Genomic DNA, 20524 nt, shown 5'->3' with positions numbered 1-20524 from the left:
TCTAAAATGAACTTATATGATTTTAAAAAAATTAAACGCACAAAAAAAGCCTTGAATTTCTTCAAGGCTTTAAATCTGGGTGGCTGACCGGGTTCGAACCGGCGACCCGCGGCACCACAAACCGCTACTCTAACCAGCTGAGCTACAACCACCATTTTTGCTTAGCGAGTGCAAATATAGAACAAAGGTTGAGTTCTACAAAGAAAAAAATGAAAAATTTTCATAAAAATTAAATCAAATCTCCTAAGCTATTGACTGCCAAACACCTTTCAACAGTAAAACCTTCGGCAAAATCTTTACCAACTAGACGTCCTAAGTCCTGCGCACGATATTTTACACTTTCTAAAAAGTTTTTACTCGTAATTGGTGTAGCAGGCTCATTTGAATTTGGATCGTAAAATTGTGTTTTATAAGCCAAAATTGATTCGATCTTCTTTTCTTCAAAGCCAGTAATATCAACTACAAAGTCCGGTTCAATATTTTTCCATTGAATATAATGATAAACCACTTTTGGTCTCCAAGCTTCCTGCTGCTCTCCATCTATAGAAGTTTCTATTTTCACCAACCCTGATAAAAAACAAGCATCAGAAACTAATTTACTTCCTTTTCCATGATCAATATGACGGTCGTCAACAGCGTTGCATAAAACAATTTCAGGTTTGTACTTGCGAATCATTTTAATGACTTCTAATTGATGTTTTTCATCATTTACAAAAAAGCCGTCACGAAGTCCTAAGTTTTCACGAACAACAACTCCTAAAATCTTTGCTGCTGCTTTTGCTTCTTCATCTCTAGTTTCTGCAGTTCCGCGTGTTCCTAATTCGCCGCGTGTTAAATCAACAACACCAACTTTTTTCCCTAGAGAAACTTCTTTTAAAATTGTTCCTGCACAACCCAATTCTACATCGTCAGGATGTGCGCCAAAGGCTAATATATCTAATTTCATTTTTTATTCTTGTTTGTTTTTGTTTCAGATTTTACTCTTACTGTCAGGCTAAGCGGAGTCGAAACCCTTTGCGCCCTTCGACTTCGCTCAGGGAGACAGCCATTCATAACTCATAACTTCTAACTCATAACTCTCAATACTCTCTTCATCGTCATTGATTTATTGACGCTTTCCTCCCATTCTTTTTCGGGAATACTTTCTTTTGTGACGCCACAACCCATATACAAAATGGCTTTGTTTTCCTGAATCTGCATGCATCGTAAATTTACAAATAAATCAGAGCTTACATTTTTTCCTGTAAAACCACTATTAAGCTCACCTAGAAATCCGCTGTAAAAAGTACGATCATAATTTTCGTTTTCAATGATAAATAATTTTGCTTTTTTCTTTGGCAAACCACAAACTGCAGGCGTTGGATGAAGCGTATCAATAACTTCTTCCAAAGTCGACTTATCCTTTAAAACTCCCGAAATATCCGTTTTAATATGCCAGATAGAACCCGCCTTTAAACTATATGGTTCAGAAACTACAACCGAAGCTGTAAATTCTCTAAGCCGTTTTACAATAAAATCAGTCACAAATTGCTGTTCGTCCTTTTCTTTTTGCTGCCAGACAATTTCTGTTTCCTGATTGTCTTTTTGTGTTCCTGCCAAAGCCATGGTTTCAAAAACATTTTCATTTGCTTTTAGCAGTTTTTCTGGCGTTGCTCCCATCCAAAGTCCTATTTTCGGATGAAAAAAGCAATAACAAAAAGTTGCCGGATATAATTGAACCAAATGCTGAAAAGTTGCAGCAAAATCAAATTCAACCAAAGGGACTTCTTCACTTCGTGATAAAACTACCTTTTTGAACTCTTCATTTTTGATGGCTTGAATTCCCTTTGCAACCAAATATTCGTATTGAAATTTAACTTCAGCATCAAAATTTAAATCATCAACTTCGATGGATTCAAATGAAGTAATCTCTTTTTTGACAGTAATAATTTCCGATTCATTTTCAGGAATCAGAACCAGTTGTTTTTCATCAAAAGAAGCGAATACAAATCCTTTTTCGCTGTAATCTGAAACAGTATATAAAGTGTCATTTTGTTGCAAAACACCAATCAGATCTGTAGTATTGGGTTTTGAATAAAGCACAAAAGGTAAATTTAGTTCTTTATGCTTTTTAATTTTTAAGAAAAATGGATTCATAATTTATTCACTTTTCTTTCTATCCAAAACCATATTCGTCAATTTGCAAAGCGAAATCAAATTTCCTGCTTCATCCGTAATTTTAATTTCCCAAAGATGAAGACTTCTGCCTTTATGAATAATTCGGGCAGTTCCAAAAACAACACCCTCACGAATACTTTTTAAATGATTTGCCGAAATTTCGATACCACGAACTTCTTGCTCCTTCGCATTAATAAAAAAATGTGAAGCTGCACTTCCCACACTTTCTGCCAAAGCTACAGAAGCTCCGCCGTGCAATAATCCCATTGGCTGATGAACACTTGGGTTTACAGGCATTTTTGCCGTTAAAAAATCTTCGCCAGCATCGATATATTCTATTTTCAGCGTCTCCATCAATGTATTTTTAGAAAATTCATTGCAGTACGCTAAAATCTGTTCTTTTGTATAATTCATTAAATAAACTTTAAAATCGTAAAATTAAAGAAAGATAACACATAAATCTAAAATCCAATTCTAAAATTTAAAATTCAACTTCAAACGTGTAAGTTTTTTGTTATTTTTACAAAAACAATCAAATCTTTGGCTGATATTTTTTCTCGCCACTCCCGATAGCTATCAGGATAGACAGATTAGAAGGGTTTTAAAATTATAGCAACTAATTACACAAATTTCCACGAATTTTATTTCAATTTAATTTGTGAAAATTCGCGGAATTCGTGACAAAGAAAAGAAAAACAATAATGCGTCAATACTTTACAATCTTAGTCTTGGGTTTAATTTTAGTTTTCAGTTCCTGCCGAACTGACTTTGATACCGTTGCCAGTTCTGGAGATTTAAAGTTTTCTAAAGACACCGTTTATTTGGACACCGTTTTTAAAAATATTGGCTCAAGTACTTATCAACTAAAAGTTTACAATCGAAGCAAAAACGACATATCAATTCCAGTTGTACAATTCAAAAAAGGACTAAGTTCAAAATACCGAATGACGGTTGACGGTAGGACTAGAACCAACGGGAAAATTTTTAAAGATGTTACGCTTTTAGCAAAAGACAGTTTGTACATTTTTATTGAAACTACGGCAGATATTACAGATGTAAATCCAGCCGATTTTTTATATACCGATGAAATTCAATTTGACAGCGGCGCAAATCTGCAGCAAGTCGCTTTGGTAACCTTAATTCAGGACGCTGTTTTTTTATATCCTAATCAAAATCCAAACGGAACAAAAGAGAAAATCAAAATTGACGGCAAAGATGTTGACGGATTTTATCTCCGTGAAAATGACCCTGTAAATGGGAATGAATTACTTTTCACCAAACAAAAACCTTATGTAGTTTATGGTTACGCAGGAGTTCCAGAAAACAAAACAGTCACTTTTGAAGCTGGCGCAAGAATTCACTTTCATACCAACTCAGGATTATATGTTGGCAAGAACGCTTCTCTTCAAATTAACGGAACTGCTTCAACAACAGAAAAATTAGAAAATGAAGTTATTTTTGAAGGCGATCGATTAGAATCTCTTTATTTGGATATTCCTGGACAATGGAAATCGGTTATTCTTGAAAACGGCAGTAATAACCATTCAATCAAAAATTTAACTTTAAAAAATGCGATTACAGGATTAGATATTAGAAATTCAGTTAACACAATTCAAATTAAAAATACCCAAATTTATAATTGTGCTGAATATGGAATTTTAGCACAAAACGCCCGAATTAACGGAGAAAATCTAGTTATAAATTATGCCGGCCTAGGTAGTTTATCCTGTGTTTACGGCGGAAATTATAATTTTACGCATTGCACTTTTAATAACAATTGGCAAAGCAACTCACAATTTGCAGTTAATATAAGCAATAGTTTGGCAGGCAAAATGCCCGAAACAAATGCACTGACGCAGGCAACCTTCAACAATTGTATAATTTATGGCTCAAACACGAACGAATTTAACTTAAGTAAAAAACCAAACGCACCATTTGTTTATCAATTAAATAATTGTCTTTTAAAATTCAACAGCTCAACAACAAATCCTGATTATCAATTTAAAACAGATACGGAACATTACAGCAATATCATTCTCAATGAAAACCCGAAGTTTTATAATGTTTCTCAGAATAAATTCAACATCGATAAAACTTCTGCCGCTTTCGCGAAAGGAAATCAGTCTTATATAATTCCGCAGGATATTTTAGGAATTACAAGAACTTCTCCGCCAGATTTGGGTGCTTATCAGAGTGCAGCTTTTCCAAAATAATTTATTTTGCCACGAAGGCACTAAGGCTCGAAGTTTTTTTAAATTTAATTGACTTTTTTTTTACAACATAGCCCGTGGTTTCAACCACGGGAAACAGATCGTGACCATATTGTGTCCCAATGGTTGAAACCATTGGCTATATTTATAGAAACTTTGCGACTTCGTATCTTTGCGAGCAAAATAGACAAAGAAATTCCTTTGTAAAAAACTTAATGCCTTAGTGCCTTCGCGACAAATCATTTCAGCTTCATTTTTTTTCAAAAGAGTTTGTTATCAAATTTGCGCTTGCTATTTATTTACATTAAATTTGCACCTCAATACAACAAACTACACAAAACAATGATCCATTTCTTTGAAAACCAAAGCAAAACTGTTTTTGCCGTACAGACGCAAAACGAAATTTCAGCTCAAGACATTTCAAAATTAAACTGGCTTTTTGCCGACTCGAATAAGATCGAAAAATCCGCATTGACGGGTTTTTTTGTTGGTCCTCGCGCCACTATGATCACACCATGGAGCACAAATGCTGTAGAAATCACTCAAAACATGGGTGTTCCGGGCATTATCAGAATTGAAGAATTTCATCCAGCAACGGAAAATTTTACTGATTTTGACCCGATGCTTTTTCAAAAATTCAACGAATTAGATCAAGAAATCTTCACTATCAACATTCAGCCGGAACCAATTCTGGAAATTGATGATATTGCAACTTACAATAAAGCTGAGGGTTTAGCTTTAAGTGACGAAGAAGTAGATTACTTAAATAATCTTTCAACTAAATTAGGAAGAAAATTAACGGATTCTGAGATTTTTGCTTTCTCACAAGCAAATTCAGAACACTGCCGTCATAAAATTTTCAACGGAACATTTGTTATTGACGGTGAAGAAAAAGAGACTTCTCTTTTCAAATTAATCAAAAAAACATCTCAGGAAAATCCTAACGATATCGTTTCTGCTTACAAAGACAACGTTGCTTTTGTAAAAGGACCAAAAGTACAGCAATTTGCACCAAAATCGGCAGACAAACCTGATTTTTACGAAATAAAAGAATTTGATTCGGTTATCTCTTTAAAAGCCGAAACACACAATTTCCCAACCACAGTTGAACCTTTCAATGGTGCTGCAACAGGTTCTGGAGGAGAAATTCGTGACCGTTTAGCAGGAGGACAAGGTTCATTACCATTAGCAGGAACTGCCGTTTATATGACATCTTATTCTCGTTTAAACGACGACAGAAAATGGGAAAACGCTCTTGAAGAAAGAAAATGGTTGTACCAAACTCCAATGGATATTTTGATCAAAGCTTCAAACGGAGCTTCTGATTTTGGAAATAAATTCGGGCAACCGCTTATTACAGGTTCTGTTTTAACTTTCGAACATTCAGAAAACGACCGTAAAATTGGTTACGATAAAGTGATCATGCAAGCGGGAGGAATTGGATATGGAAAACTAGATCAATCAATTAAAAAGAAACCACAAGAAGGCGATAAAATCGTAATCTTAGGTGGAGAAAATTACAGAATTGGAATGGGTGGTGCTGCGGTTTCTTCTGCAGACACTGGAGCTTTCGGTTCAGGAATCGAATTAAATGCCATTCAGCGTTCAAACCCTGAAATGCAAAAACGTGCTGCTAATGCAATTCGTGGTTTAGTTGAAAGCGACAATAACCCAATTGTTTCTATTCACGATCACGGAGCTGGAGGACACTTAAACTGTCTTTCGGAATTGGTTGAAGAAACTGGAGGTTTAATCGATTTGGATAAATTACCGGTTGGAGACCCTACTCTTTCTGCAAAAGAAATTATTGGTAACGAATCTCAGGAAAGAATGGGATTGGTTATTGGTCAAAAAGATATCGATACCTTACAAAGAATTGCTGACAGAGAGCGTTCTCCAATGTATCAAGTTGGAGATGTAACGGGAGATCACCGTTTTACTTTTCAATCACAATCAAATGGTTCAAAGCCGATGGATTATGCTTTAGAAGATTTCTTCGGAAGTTCCCCAAAAACGGTTATGACTGATAAAACTATCGATAGAAAATATGCTGATGTTGCTTACAACGCAGGAGATTTCGAAAGTTATTTAAAAGACGTTTTGCGTTTAGAGGCTGTTGCTTCAAAAGACTGGTTGACTAACAAAGTGGACCGTTGCGTTGGAGGAAAAGTAGCGAAACAACAAAATGCTGGACCTTTACAATTGCCTTTAAATAATGTCGGAGTTATGGCTTTGGATTATTTAGGTAAAGAAGGAATTGCAACTTCTATTGGGCACGCTCCTATCGCTGCTTTAATTGATCCAGTTGCAGGATCTAGAAATGCTATTGCAGAATCGTTATCAAACATTATCTGGGCGCCAATTAAAGATCAGTTAAAAGGAATTTCATTATCAGCAAACTGGATGTGGGCTTGTAAAAACGAAGGTGAAGACGCTCGTTTATACGCTGCTGTTGAAGGTTGTTCAGAATTTGCAATTGAATTGGGAATCAATATTCCGACAGGAAAAGATTCACTTTCGATGAAACAAAAATATCCAAACGACGAAGTAATCGCGCCAGGAACGGTTATTATTTCTGCTGGAGGAAACTGTACAGATATTAGAAAAGTAGTAGAACCGGTTTTACAGAAAAACGGAGATTCTATTTACTATATCAATTTATCTCAGGATGATTTCAAACTTGGAGGTTCATCTTTTGCACAAATCAGAAATACAATTGGAAATGAAACTTCTACAATTAAAGATGCTTCTTTCTTCAAAAACGCTTTTAATACCATTCAGGAATTAATCGGCGAAAGCCAAATTCTTGCTGGACACGATATTGGAAGCGGTGGTTTAATTACTACTTTATTAGAATTGTGTTTTGCTGATGTAAATCTTGGAGCAAAAATTGATTTCAGCGCTTTCGCGGAAAAAGACTTATTGAAAATCCTTTTCGCTGAAAACATCGGAATCGTATTCCAAGCTAAATCTGATTCGGCTGTTGAAGCTAAATTAAATGCTAATAATATCGAATTCTTCAAAATTGGATCTGTATCTTCTACTGCAACTTTAGAAATTGCAGATTACAAATTAGATATTCCAACTTACAGAGATGTTTGGTTTGAAACTTCTTATTTATTAGATCAAAAACAATCTAAAAACGGAACTGCAAAAGCTCGTTTCGAAAACTATAAAAATCAGGTTTTAAATTATACTTTCCCTGCACATTTTACAGGAAAAAAACCAGAAATCGACAATTCTAAACCAAGACCAAAAGCGGCGATTATTCGTGAAAAAGGAAGTAATTCTGAGCGTGAAATGGCAAATGCAATGTACTTAGCAGGTTTTGATGTAAAAGACGTTCACATGACCGATTTAATTTCTGGTCGTGAAACTCTTGAAGATATTCAGTTTATTGGTGCCGTTGGAGGATTCTCTAATTCAGATGTTTTAGGTTCTGCTAAAGGCTGGGCTGGAGCTTTCTTATACAATGAAAAAGCAAAAACAGCTTTAGATAATTTCTTCAAAAGAGAAGATACTTTATCTGTTGGAATCTGTAACGGATGTCAGTTGTTTATGGAATTGGAAGTGATTAATCCGGAGCATGAAGTTCACGGAAAAATGCACCATAATGAAAGTAACAAACACGAAAGCATCTTTACTTCTGTAAAAGTTCAGGAGAATAATTCGGTTATGTTATCAACATTGGCCGGAAGTACTTTAGGAGTTTGGGTTTCTCACGGAGAAGGTAAATTTAAATTGCCTTATGCAGAAGACCAATATAACATTGTTTCTAAATATGCTTACGAAGGTTATCCTGCTAATCCTAACGGTTCTGATTACAACACAGCAATGATGTGTGACAAAACAGGAAGACATTTGGTTATGATGCCTCACATTGAGCGTTCTACTTTCCAATGGAACTGGGCACATTATCCAAAAGACAGAAATGACGAGGTTTCACCTTGGCACGAAGCTTTTGTTAATGCCAGAAAATGGATTGAGAAAAACTAAGAAATATATTTTTACTAAAAGCGCCCGAATTTATCGGGCGTTTTTTTATAGCCACGAATTTCACGAATTTTCACGAATTATTTTTTTTAGCCACAGATTATAAGGATTAAAATGATTTTTTTTCATTGTCAAAAAATAATCTGTGAGAATCCTTTTAATCTGTGGCAAACTTTTACACACAATGCATTCGTGGAAATTCGTGTAATTCGTGGCTAACTAAACTATTTAAAACTATTCTAAGATTAATTTAATGGTATCTTAAGACAGCTTAAGCAAGCGTGAACATTCTGGTAAATATCTTTGTTTCATGAAAAATATGATCCAAAAATTATCCCTGCTGATTCTCTTATTTACTATAAGCCAATTTTCCTTTGCTCAAAAAACCGCTGCTATAAAAGGAAATATCACCGACGGAAAACTTCCCGTCGAATTTGTTGATGTGGTTCTAAAAAGTGCCAGCGATTCTACGAAAACAGCCAATTATGCCGTAACTGATGTTATGGGAAATTTTGCATTAGAAAACATTCAATCTGGAGATTATCAACTTCAATTTAAACTAATAGGTTTTAAAACTATTTTTCAAAAAATAAAGGTAACTGACAGCCCAATTTCTATTGGAACCATCAAATTGCAAACCGATACCAATTTACTAAATGATGTTGTTGTAAAATCTCAGCGAAAACAAATTCAAAAAACCGATGAAGGATTTGTTTTTAATGCGGCTTCTAACATTTCTCAGTCTGGCGGAACGGCGACTGATATGCTAAAAAGTATTCCGACTGTTGCAGTAGATGCTGAAGGCGGTATAACACTTAGAGGAAAATCACCAATGATTTTGATTAATGGTAAAAATTCGGCCATTACAAATATGGATCAGATTGCGGCAAGCAGCATAGAAAGCATTGAAGTCATAAGCAATCCAACAGCAAAATATGACGCTAATGCTGAAAGCGGAATTATAAATATTAAGCTTAAAAAGAACAATCAAAAAGGCATAAATGGAGCGGTAGTTTTAGGAACTGGTTTTGGTGCCAAAGGAAGAATCAACAGCTCTATATTGTTAAATCATAAAACTGAAAAATGGAATTTTGGTTTAGCCTACGATAATCGTTTTGCCGGCAGAACCAAAAAGATAAATGCTGATCGAACTAATTTTCTCATAGACGATCAACATTACATTCATCAAAATAGAGATGATGCTCGTACAGAAGGTTTGCAAAACTTGAAATTTAACGTCGATTTTACTCCAAATGACAAAAACAGCTTTTCATTTGAAGCGCTCGGAAATTTAGAAAATCAAGACAATGACGAAACTTTGTACACGCAGGTAAACACAAGCGCAAATCAGTTTTTTTCGAGTAACAAACGTCATTCTTTAGAACTGGAACGTACAAAAGTGGGCGAACTTGCTTTTAATTATGATCGAAAATTTTCTGACGACAGAAAAAGTCTAAATGCAAGTATTACTTCTTCTTTCAACAAACACAAAGAGAACACTGATATTGACACTTACAATTATGACGCTTATAAACAACAAATAGGTGATGCTGCATGGCAAAGAACTCATAATTATACAAATGAAAACATCTCGAATGCTATTGTAAATTATACGGTTCCAGTATCTGAAAAATCAATTGTGGAAACTGGATATAAAGGAACGTTTCGTTTTTTTGACTCAGACTTTGAAAGTGCTGATCTGACAAACGGCGAATATATTGTTAATCCTTTGGCAAGCAATACTTTTAAATACAACGAACAAATAAATGCTGTTTACGGAATGTTGAATTCGTTTATTGGCGAAACAGACAATCCGAAATGGAAATATAATTTAGGACTTCGCGCAGAGCAGGTTTCAAATAATGGTAAAACGCAGAACAATACTGATAATTTTTCAAATCATTATTTAAAGCTATTTCCATCTGCTTCTTTACAAATGAATTTAAAACCAGATGAGTTTATCAAATTTGGCTACAGCAAGCGTATTAACCGTCCAGATTTAGACGATTTAAATCCGTTTATTGATATTACTGATGCATTAAATCCTCATGGCGGAAATCCTTATTTGAAACCTGAAATTATTCATATCGCAGAAGTAAGCTACAATAAAAACTGGGAAAATTATTCTTTTTCGACCAATGCTTTTTACCGAAATGCAAAAGACGCGATTAGACAATATGCCGAATTGCAGGACAATGGTGTAATTTTACTGCAGCCAAGAAACATAGGAAGTACGATAACTTATGGTTTAGAAACTATCTTCACCTTAAAACCATTCTCTTTTTATGATGCTAATATTAGTTTAACAGCTTTTGAACAAAAAATAGATGCCACAAACCTAACTCAAGATGTGGTGAAAAACGCTTTCAGCTGGTACGGAAAAATCATCAATAATTTTGTTCCTTGGAAAGGCGGAAAACTTCAGATTATCGGAAATTACAATTCGGCCTTAACAACCGCACAAGGAAAACGAATTCCGGTTTATAATGTTGATATGGGTTTTCAGCAAAAACTTGGAAAAGGAAACGCTCGTTTAGGTTTGGTTGTTACCGATATGTTTAACACACTCGAAAGCGGTTACAAAAACAATACTTTACTATTTAGCAACAATAGAACTAATAAATCAGATACTCGTGCATTTATGCTCACTTTTGCATATACTTTTAAATCTGATTTTAAAGAAAAACTATTAGAAAATCAATTCTCTACCGAATAGTTTTTTACTCAAAAATAAAAATATTCATTCTTGTAATTTGGATTCTAATTTCTACTGAAATTTGAACTATATTCGCCAAAAAGTTCGAGCCCAAGAACTTTTTGGCCCATTCCAAAAACAAATTAGCCTACATAGAATGAAATTTTACAAAGCACTCCTTTATGCGCTATTTCTAGTCGCAGCTCAATCGCATGCCCAAATTAAGATTGACAAAATAAGATATAAAATTCACGATCATTTTATTACAACAAAAATTGGTTATCCAATTGATGGAACCTTTTTATACGAAGGAAAAACCGAGCCAATTGTACAATTGAATGCTAATGGAACAGGAACTTTTCAATACGAAGATTTATCCAAAAAAAGTATAAACTGGGGAATCGAATGTTCTGAAGACGGTATTCCAATTTTCAAAGAAGGTTACAACAGTGCTTCGTATACAATGTGGTACAAACCTAATAATGAAGAAGATTGGATTTATGTTCAATTTTCAATTCATTTCAACAAGAAAAAAATGTTTATAATGGGCGAACGAATCAAAGATTATTCTGAAGATTCTGAATCAAAAAAACGCTCGTAGAAAATAAATAATTCTTGTTTTTTCTAAAATTTACTACAAAAAAGAAAACGTTTTCGTTGATTTTTAAAAGTACCTATAAATTTTCCCATAAAATTCCATAAAATTAAAAATTATACCTAATTTTTATTTAATTTGCGATAAAATTCAATATATTAAACATGGTTTCAATCACACGCCTTTTTGATTTTCCCTATTATCAACAAGAAACTTACGATCTTCCGGTTGCGTTAGCAACTAAAAAAAATGGAGTCTGGGAAAAAACATCTAGCCAGGAATATATTGCAAAAGCAAATGCTGTTTCGAGAGCATTATTGCGCATGGGTGTTCAAAAAGATGATAAAATTGCCCTAATCACCTCAAACAACCGTACTGAGTGGAATATTATGGATATTGGTATCCAGCAGACTGGTGCGCAAAACGTGCCTATTTATCCAACAATCTCTGAAGAAGATTACGAATATATTTTGAATCATAGCGGCAGTATTTATTGCTTTGTTTCGGATGTAGAAGTACTTGAAAAAGTAAATCTTATCAAAGCAAATGTGCCAACTCTAAAAGAAGTTTATTCTTTTAATGAAATTGAAGGCTGCAAACATTGGTCTGAATTACTAACGCTTGGTGAAGACCAAAGCAATCAAACCGAAGTTGAAGCAAGAAAAGACAGTATAAAAACGGACGATTTAGCTACTATTATTTATACCTCTGGAACTACAGGACGCCCAAAAGGAGTTATGCTTTCGCACAGAAACATTGTTTCTAATGTTTTAGACAGTGCACCAAGAATTCCGTTTGATCCAGGAAAAAGCAGCGCTTTAAGCTTCCTGCCTATCTGCCATATTTTTGAAAGAATGATTTTGTACATCTATCAATATTATGGTATTTCAGTTTATTTTGGAGAATCAATTGAAAAAATCAGCGACAACTTAAAAGAAGTTCGTCCAAATGTAATTACAGCTGTACCAAGACTTTTAGAAAAAGTTTATGATAAAATTTATGCTAAAGGAGCCGAATTAACAGGCATCAAGAAAAAACTATTTTTCTGGGCTATTGATTTAGGTTTAAAATATGAACCATACGGAGCCAATGGTGCTTGGTATGAGTTTCAGTTAAAAATTGCCCGCAAACTTATTTTCAGTAAATGGAAAGAAGGTTTGGGAGGAAATTTAGATTTAATGGTTTCTGGAAGTGCCGCTCTACAGCCTCGTTTAACAAGAGTTTTTGCTGCTGCCGAAATTCCAGTTATGGAAGGTTACGGTTTATCTGAAACATCGCCTGTAATTGCCGTAAACGACCAAAGAAATAGAGGTTTTAAAATTGGAACTGTTGGAAAACCAATTCGTAACGTCGAAGTAAAAATTGCCGAAGACGGTGAAATTCTTTGCAAAGGACCAAATGTAATGCTGGGTTACTTTAAAGATCCTGAAAAAACTGCAGAAGCTTTGCAAGATGGTTATTTCCATACGGGAGATATTGGAGAAATCGACAGCGAAGGTTTCTTAAAAATTACCGACCGTAAAAAAGAAATGTTCAAAACATCAGGAGGAAAATATATTGCACCGCAAATCATTGAAAATGCTATGAAACAATCTCGTTTTATCGAGCAGATTATGGTAATTGGCGATGGCGAAAAAATGCCGGGTGCTTTTATTCAGCCCAATTTTGAGTTCGTAAAAGAATGGGCTAAAATTCATAAAATTACTTTAGGAAATACAGATGCAGCAATTAGTGCAAATGCCGATGTAATCAAACGTATAAATGAAGAAGTCGAAAGCATCAATGAAAAATTTGGAAACTGGGAAAAAATCAAACGTTTTGAACTTACTCCAGATGTTTGGTCTATCGATGGCGGACAGCTTACTCCTACTCTAAAATTAAAACGTAAAATCATTAAAGAAATCTATAAAGATCTTTACGCAAAAATCTACGATCACAATTAAAATTCCAAAATAATTAACCAAAGAAAAACGGCTGTCTAAAATTTAGACAGCCGTTTTTTATTTAATGAAGATCTCTTCAATATAGTTTTGGCAGTTTCGAATTTCTGTTTTCTAGAAAAACATACTTTTAAAATCTCTAAAGAAGTTTCTTCTCTTAGACTTTTTTTCAGCCTTTTCTTTTTTTAGAGAACTCTTTTTTTCAAAAACTGCTTTAGCTTTCTCCATCCGTTTAACTGGTTTTGTTTCTTCAGTTTTAGAGTTTTCGTAAAACTTTTTAAAAGGACGCGGTTCAAAATCAACCAAAATTGCTGCCATATTTATTGCATCGATGTTTGACGGATCTGTTTCACCTTTAAAGAAAGTCTCGATAGGTCTAAACTTATCCTTCTTCTCCTTAAACTTATTCTTTTTACTATGATCGAAATCTAAGCCCAAGAGATTGCTAAAAACATTTGAATCCTCTTTTGTTGGGTTATTTTCGAAAATCAACCAGCATAAATCACGAAGTTTTCCACGAGAAGGTTTGTACAAATAATCAAAGTATCTGCCTTCTTTTTCTAACTCGTATTTTTTTCTAATTGCGTTTTTATATTGTTGTAATGTATTGTTTTGCATGGTATTTTGATTTTGTAATTCTTGGGAATCTCAGGAAATCGAAGGTTTTTCTAAGAAATCCAATATCACAAAAGTTCAAAAGCACCATTGCTTTAACAGAGAAATATCTCTAAATGATATATATAATTTTCCTAAAATTCACCTTTTCCTTCCATAGGTTAATAAGTTCCAAATCCATCTTTCTTCTCGAGGCAAATGGCGGCTCACTAAATTCCACTTTATCTGTTTGACCACTATAGTCTGACCTAAGTCCTATTTTTTGATTCATCCTTAAATTTTTATTGTTTATTTTTATTAAGCTTCTGAGGTTCTAAGGTGCTGAGATACTAAGTTTTTTTCTCTGTCTCTCTGCCCCTTTGAACCTTTGCCACTATGGCAAAAAAAAGCACCCAATCAAAGGTGCTTCATAACAAATACGATATAATTATCCTATTGCCTATATTGATGCACCGATATGTAAAAGCATTCGCTATTCGAAGTCGCGGCTGCTAGTCTTGGGTTGTATATGTATAATTTAAAACTCATTGTTTTATTTTTTTTAATTGTTGTTGTTGTTGTTGTAATTTGAAACTCTTTGTTTCAAATTTGTCAGGCAAAGATAATATCGAAAAAATCATATTTCCAAATATTTTTTAAGATTAATTTTCTGACTATCAATTAATTAACACTAAAATTAAAACAAAGAAATCCCTGTCCGCAAACTAGTGCAGATTTATCTTTTTATCAAATGACTGTTACTCATCAGATTACTTTTCAAGATTATATTTCGCTATTTTGATTAATCATTAAACATTTGGTCAATTATTTTTTTTAAATATTTTTAGTTTTGGTTTGCTTAGATGTCACACTGAGCGAAGCCGAAGTGCTTTAAAACAAAAAAAGCGCCCTGAAATGAGGACGCTTTTCTATTTTATGATGAGTTAAACTCTAAACTTTACATTATAATTTCATAAAAATACATACGCATCCAAACACCTCAACTGGAATATCTCCGGCTAAATGTTCAAAATTTTTGCTTACTAAAAGTATCATATGTATTTTTCTATTATTAATTACAGATACAAATGTAGTATATTTTGTCATAATTTAACAAAAAACACCCAAAATATATTTTTTATAACAAAACCCTGCAAGTTGGTATTTGCAGGGTTTGGGCTTTTATTGTTATAATTTATCTATTTTCTAAGACAAACCTCTTTTGATATTTCTATCATTGCACTCTTAAGCATATGTCTTATCAATCTGACTTAAAATAGTTGGATCCTGAATTTCATTGTCTTTCGCAAACAATAAAACTTTAGACATTACCTCAGCCGATTTTGGATCGTCATCTGCGAATGGAAGGAACAAACGTCCTCTGTGTTGCGAATGAATTGGTAGTATAGACAAATATTTACCTGGAACCTGATGCACAACCGCACTTCCTAAATGCACGCTGTATTCTGCCAATTGTCCTTTTATAATGGCGTGGTTTCCGGTAATTTCAACATTCTTGATTTTGAATAAACGCAGTGTTTCTCTTAACAGAACAGCTCTCATTTCGATAGAAGAATGACTCGCTTCAGGGTCAACTCCGCCTACATGGGCAACGCTTACCACGAGATCAATATCTCGCATTACTTCTGAGAAAATCCTTGGATTGATATCTTCAAAAGGAACATTTTTATAATCTTTTAAGGAATGAAATTCTATCGTTTCCAAAGTCGGACTTTCAACATCTGCGGGAGAGAACCAGTCTGCCAGGGCGTACATTTTGACCTGATAGCCTTCTTTATGAAAAACTTTCTGCAAACCTTCTTCATAATCTACTTTCCAGCCTCTTCCTTTTAATAATGCTAAAGTCTGATTTGGCTGAACCTGATGTCCGGCATAACGTCTTGAAATTGATTTTTCTTTTAATTCATCTGGCGTTGGAACATACAATTCTCTGAAAATCTGTTTAAATGGCTGTTGCAATTTATTGTCAAAACAATATTTCTGAAAATCTGTCCAAACATTATTTTTATGCAAATCAAAACAATGTGCGATTCTAAAAGTCTGTTTTTCGTTTAACGAAATCATTTCTCCTAAAGCCGATACCAAATTTCCATCTACATAAAAACCAATTTGATCTTCGTTGGAAATAAAAACCAGTTTCTCCAAATGTTTAGAAATAATAGGATGTTCGAACAGATTCTGCATTTCTGCGAATAAAAACTCGTCTCCTCGAATCATACTTTCTTCCAGACCTTTTCTTGAACGTGTCCATTGCTCGCGCATTGTTTTGCGGTAATTTGTCAGTTCCAGAATTCCTTTGTCTTTTTTGTATTTCGGCGGAATCGATTTTAATTCTTTATCACCTTTCAAAGTAACCAAATCGGCTTTTCCTTCTTTGTTGATGACCAAACTTATCGTTACATCATCTAACTTAACTTCCGTTTCCTTAGATAATATATTCTGAATTTGTTTTGTTTCCATTGCCCAAGTCAAACGAACAGGATCCGGATATCCCGCATTTCTGGCTAAATTTTCCAAAGCTACACGAATTGCCAAAGCTTCGCTTGCTTGTTTCATCGAACCAAACTCTTTGCTTTCTTTTTTAAACTGCTGTAAATATTCGTAACGTGCCAAAATATCTTTTTCAGGACTTGCTTTGCTTAAAGGCACCAAACCGTAAACACGCAAATAATCCTGATCACGTTTGTCTTTTACTTTTGCGGTAACTTCCCTAATTTTCAAGTCGCCCGTAATCGTGTCTGCGTATAAACGAGCGCGACGATGTCCGTTTCCGTCGGTTACATATTTAGCCGATTCGTACAGCATTTCCCATTTGGCTTTGCCTAATTTTTTATAGGCCGAAACAAACCAATCTTTATCAACCGCTCCGTCTTTAAAATCTTGTAAATCGATTGACGAGAATTTCGCCATTTCGCTTTCCAATTCCGAATTTACAGCGCTGTAACTTGCCGTTTTAGTATGCGCATGAAACCACCAGATTCCTTCATCCAGACCTTTCCAGTCTAAATAATTACTGATGAACTTTTGCCATTGCGGAGCATAAATTGCAGTTTGAATCAATCTTTCTTCTGAAATTTTGGCTTTTTTAACGGCTTCATTAAAAATTTGCTGTGTATCCGATTCTAACGGATAACATCTTTTCAGTAAATAACTGAATAGCTTTTGTTTCGTCAATTCGGTATAACTCCACGAATAAATATAGCCTTTGTACAAACTTGCTTTTCCAAGCGCAGTAAGCATTTCGACCAAACGATTAATGCCATAAATTTTCTGAAAACTCTGAACCAAAGGCGTAACCGAAGTATTCGAATCGCCTCTTTTGACTTCGATATCCAAAAATGTTTCGCGGATTTCATCAATCATCGGAACTAAAAATGGGAACGTTTTTAGCAATTCTTCGCTTCCATAATGTCTGTAATGTTTGCTTTCGCTGGTTAAAACCGAAATTCTTTCCGGTTCCAAAATACCTTCGTACAATTCGCCTTCGGTAATTAATTTTTGTTCAAAAGCGGTGCAGTATAAATGAATTGGCGGTTTACAGTACGAAATATTTCTTTCCAATCCGTTGAGTTGTCGCCATCTGTACAAATTCCAGACTTTATTTTCCTGTTGTGGGGTTAAATCGGCTAAACTGATTTTGTTCAGATAAATATCAAAAAAGCCCTGATTCTGCCAGCCATTTCCACTATCTGAATTGTAATAATATTGGTCTTTTCCAGGTTTGTATTCAAACTCCAAAACAGATTGCGGAAGATCTGCATACAAAGTCGTACAAGCATCAATCAAAAAATCTGTTTCTTCTTTAAAGGCATATTTTAGCTTTAAAGCATTTAAAATATTCAGAATCGCATTGTCCCAATCGTAACCTCTTTTGTTGGGATGCGGTAATAATTCTTTATAATAAAAAATATGTTTTTCGAGGAAATCACGCCAAACTTTTCGGTCGCAATTGCTTATCAGCGTTATTAAAAACAAATCTCTTTCGTCTAATCCTGAATCCTGAAACCAGCCAGACCAAACCTCGTATAAAGGATAATTTGTCGCCAAAGCTTCCTTGTCTTTTTCGTCTTTCAGATTTTTTAATGTTCTGAAAGTATTTCCAAGCAAAACCGTTTGTTTACTATTATCGTAGTTTTCGATTTCGTATTCATAATTTCGGTTTTCTTCGAATAATTGATACAGTTTCGAAATTTCATTTTTAATATGAGACATCGATTTTGAAAAACCATATTGCTGTGCTTTTACCGCTTTTGAATACAAAGAATCCGAAGCTGGTTTTGGCAATTCATAAGCTGAGACCTGATTTGGTGTAAAGAAACCGTATCCGTTTTCGGCGCTTAGAATATTTTTCTTTTGCGACGGTTCTAACTGTTCGATAAATTTGGTTTCTTTTTCGGTAATTTTTGGTCGTGCCGAATACGCTTTTACCCAATCGTTTACTTTATCGGTCAGTTTATTGTTTTTCTGCAATTGCAGCATAATATCCAAAGCCGACATACGCTGTTCCATATCGCCTTTTTCCAGAATCGAACCTACAAAAGAAGTTATTTCTGACTCTTCCTGTTTCAGTAAAATTGCCGTTAGGTTTTTCTTTAAATTGGAGTTTTTACGTTTGTACAATTCCTGAAAAATTCCCAATTCGTCAGCTGTAAGCGTCAGGTTGTTCAAGGTAGAAATTGCCGAAGCTACAAGAGATTCTCCCCTGTCTTTCAAAATTCTTAAGGCAAAACTTCTTTGAAAATCTGTTGGTGCTTTTTTCTCTTTTCCGCTATCGTTTTTTAAACTGTAAAACGAATAACTGTAATAATCGCCGAGAATTTCACGCGTCAGTTTTTCTCTTAAATTAATAGAAAAACTTTCGAACTGATTTAAAATTAGTTCCAATCTATCATTGTGATCGCCAATTAAATTGATGGCCGACGAATACAAAGTATCTTTTTCGAACTTCGCATTCAGCCATGAAAATACTTTTCCTTCAAAAGTTTTTTCTTTTACGGTTATCGTTTGGGCAAGATTGTACACTTTATTGAAGAAATCCGGATAATCGGCATTTTCGACATAATATTTCGATTTGGTGTTGGCATCCAAAAGTGCGTTCATTCTTGGAACGGCAAATGCCAAAACCTGAAGATTTTCATCGTCTAAAGCTTTAAAATAAAGAGGCATTTCGATATACGGATCGGCAGTTTCTCCGGCAAATTTCAGCGCCAGACATTTCTTTTCTACCGAACCTTTTTCTACTAATTCATGCAGAAACGGAACCGTTTTCTCAACATCTAAAACGCCCTGAACCCAAAGCGCCATATAGGATTCGTTATTATTTTTACTGCGAATGCCTGTCGGAATGGTTTCTTGATTCGAAAAATAACCGTATGCCAAATCCAAAATATTACGAACCGTCGTTTCTTTTTCGGCTTCCCAACCTAAACCTGTCCATGTGTCGATTGCCCTTACCACTGATGAAAAACGGCTCAGTTTATTGTCGATAATCACTTTGATCATGTATTGCAAAGCGCCGATACTGGTTTCGTCCAACGCTTCTAAAACAACCTGACGCAATCCTTCCTGACGCTGTGCCGAAAGCAATAATTTTTCTACCAGTTCCCAGTTTTCCTTTTTATCACTGTTTAAAAGTGCTTTGATGATGTTTCGGGAAACTTTTCCCTGTGGCTCTTTATTGAAAATAATATCTTCAAACAGCTGATACAGATTCGACTTATTCAAATCAAGTGCCGTTGACCAAATCATAAATTGGTTACCCGAATTTGAAATCTCAGTATCATAACGAATCTGATCTTCTAAACTCAAATTATAATAAACCGTTTTCGAGTCCTGATAATGGTATTTACTGGCTCCGTTTAACAACGAACGCAGAAAATTAACCTGATTAACCAGCAGATATTTTTTATGATTTGGTGCTCTAAAAGAACGTCTGGAATATCCTGTTTGATACATTTTTTGCGGAAGTCTGTTCCAGGCCTCTTTTACATAAACCGCATTTTCTTCCCCGAAAAAGAAAACCAAAAGATCATAATAGTTTTTGTCTTCCCAAATATTGTCTTTTATCAGTGCTGTAAACTTTTCGGCCTGCTTAGATCCCAGCGAAATATAATTGCTGTAATAATTGTCGTCAAGCTTAAGAAACTCCAAACCAAACTCAGCGACTTCTTTTTTGAGTTTTGATCCGGAAAATAATTTCGTAACCAGATTACTGTTTACAATTTCTTCCAATTCTTTCTTGAACCTCTTAATCGGATTCTCGATTGCTTTGCTTTTTAATAAATCTTCAATTGTCATAATTTTTGTAGTTATGAGTTAT

At 34.5% G+C, this 20524-nt stretch carries 10 protein-coding genes and 1 tRNA gene; 5 read left to right on the top strand and 6 right to left on the bottom strand.

From position 1 onward, the window contains the following. Positions 1–78 precede the first annotated feature (78 nt). From B0A75_RS05090 to B0A75_RS05075, 4 genes are all read right to left on the bottom strand, one after another. Positions 79–152 (bottom strand) — tRNA-His (locus B0A75_RS05090). A 77-nt stretch (positions 153–229) separates the two neighbouring features. After that, positions 230–946 carry a bacillithiol biosynthesis deacetylase BshB1 gene (bshB1, locus tag B0A75_RS05085; RefSeq protein WP_089053210.1) on the bottom strand — a complete coding sequence of 239 codons (717 nt, stop codon included), beginning with the start codon at positions 944–946 and terminating at the stop codon, positions 230–232. A gap of 119 nt (positions 947–1065) precedes the next feature. Next, positions 1066–2136, bottom strand: a complete 1071-nt coding sequence (locus B0A75_RS05080) for a chorismate-binding protein (RefSeq protein WP_089053209.1) — start codon at positions 2134–2136, stop codon at positions 1066–1068. Positions 2137–2139: 3 nt separating this feature from the next. After that, entirely contained in the window at positions 2140–2571 is a 432-nt protein-coding gene (locus B0A75_RS05075; protein ID WP_089053208.1) for a PaaI family thioesterase, read from the bottom strand. 287 nt (positions 2572–2858) lie between these two features. Between B0A75_RS05075 and B0A75_RS05070 the strand changes: the two genes are divergently transcribed. The 5 genes from B0A75_RS05070 to B0A75_RS05050 all read left to right on the top strand — a co-directional run bounded on the left by B0A75_RS05070 (position 2859) and on the right by B0A75_RS05050 (position 13593). Further along, positions 2859–4370 carry a hypothetical protein gene (locus B0A75_RS05070; RefSeq protein ID WP_089053280.1) on the top strand — a complete coding sequence of 504 codons (1512 nt, stop codon included), beginning with the start codon at positions 2859–2861 and terminating at the stop codon, positions 4368–4370. A 339-nt stretch (positions 4371–4709) separates the two neighbouring features. Beyond that, positions 4710–8363: a phosphoribosylformylglycinamidine synthase gene (gene purL, locus B0A75_RS05065; protein WP_089053207.1), complete on the top strand. Its 3654-nt coding sequence runs from the start codon at positions 4710–4712 to the stop codon at positions 8361–8363. Positions 8364–8670: 307 nt separating this feature from the next. Continuing rightward, a complete protein-coding gene (locus tag B0A75_RS05060; protein ID WP_089053206.1) occupies positions 8671–11076 on the top strand; it encodes a TonB-dependent receptor domain-containing protein in 2406 nt (801 codons plus the stop codon). A gap of 136 nt (positions 11077–11212) precedes the next feature. After that, a complete protein-coding gene (locus B0A75_RS05055; RefSeq protein ID WP_089053205.1) occupies positions 11213–11656 on the top strand; it encodes a hypothetical protein in 444 nt (147 codons plus the stop codon). Between the two features lie 158 nt (positions 11657–11814). Further along, positions 11815–13593: an AMP-dependent synthetase/ligase gene (locus B0A75_RS05050; protein ID WP_089053204.1), complete on the top strand. Its 1779-nt coding sequence runs from the start codon at positions 11815–11817 to the stop codon at positions 13591–13593. 111 nt (positions 13594–13704) lie between these two features. Here B0A75_RS05050 and B0A75_RS05045 read toward each other — a convergent pair whose 3' ends face one another. Further along, positions 13705–14208: a hypothetical protein gene (locus B0A75_RS05045; RefSeq protein ID WP_089053203.1), complete on the bottom strand. Its 504-nt coding sequence runs from the start codon at positions 14206–14208 to the stop codon at positions 13705–13707. A gap of 1221 nt (positions 14209–15429) precedes the next feature. Beyond that, positions 15430–20502 carry a DUF4132 domain-containing protein gene (locus B0A75_RS05040; protein ID WP_089053202.1) on the bottom strand — a complete coding sequence of 1691 codons (5073 nt, stop codon included), beginning with the start codon at positions 20500–20502 and terminating at the stop codon, positions 15430–15432. Between the last annotated feature and the right edge of the window lie 22 nt (positions 20503–20524).

Source organism: Flavobacterium oncorhynchi, from assembly GCF_002217355.1.
GTDB classification, from domain to species: Bacteria; Bacteroidota; Bacteroidia; order Flavobacteriales; family Flavobacteriaceae; genus Flavobacterium; species Flavobacterium oncorhynchi.
Note: the sequence above shows the minus strand (reverse complement) of the source record. Positions and strands in the feature narration are given on the sequence as shown.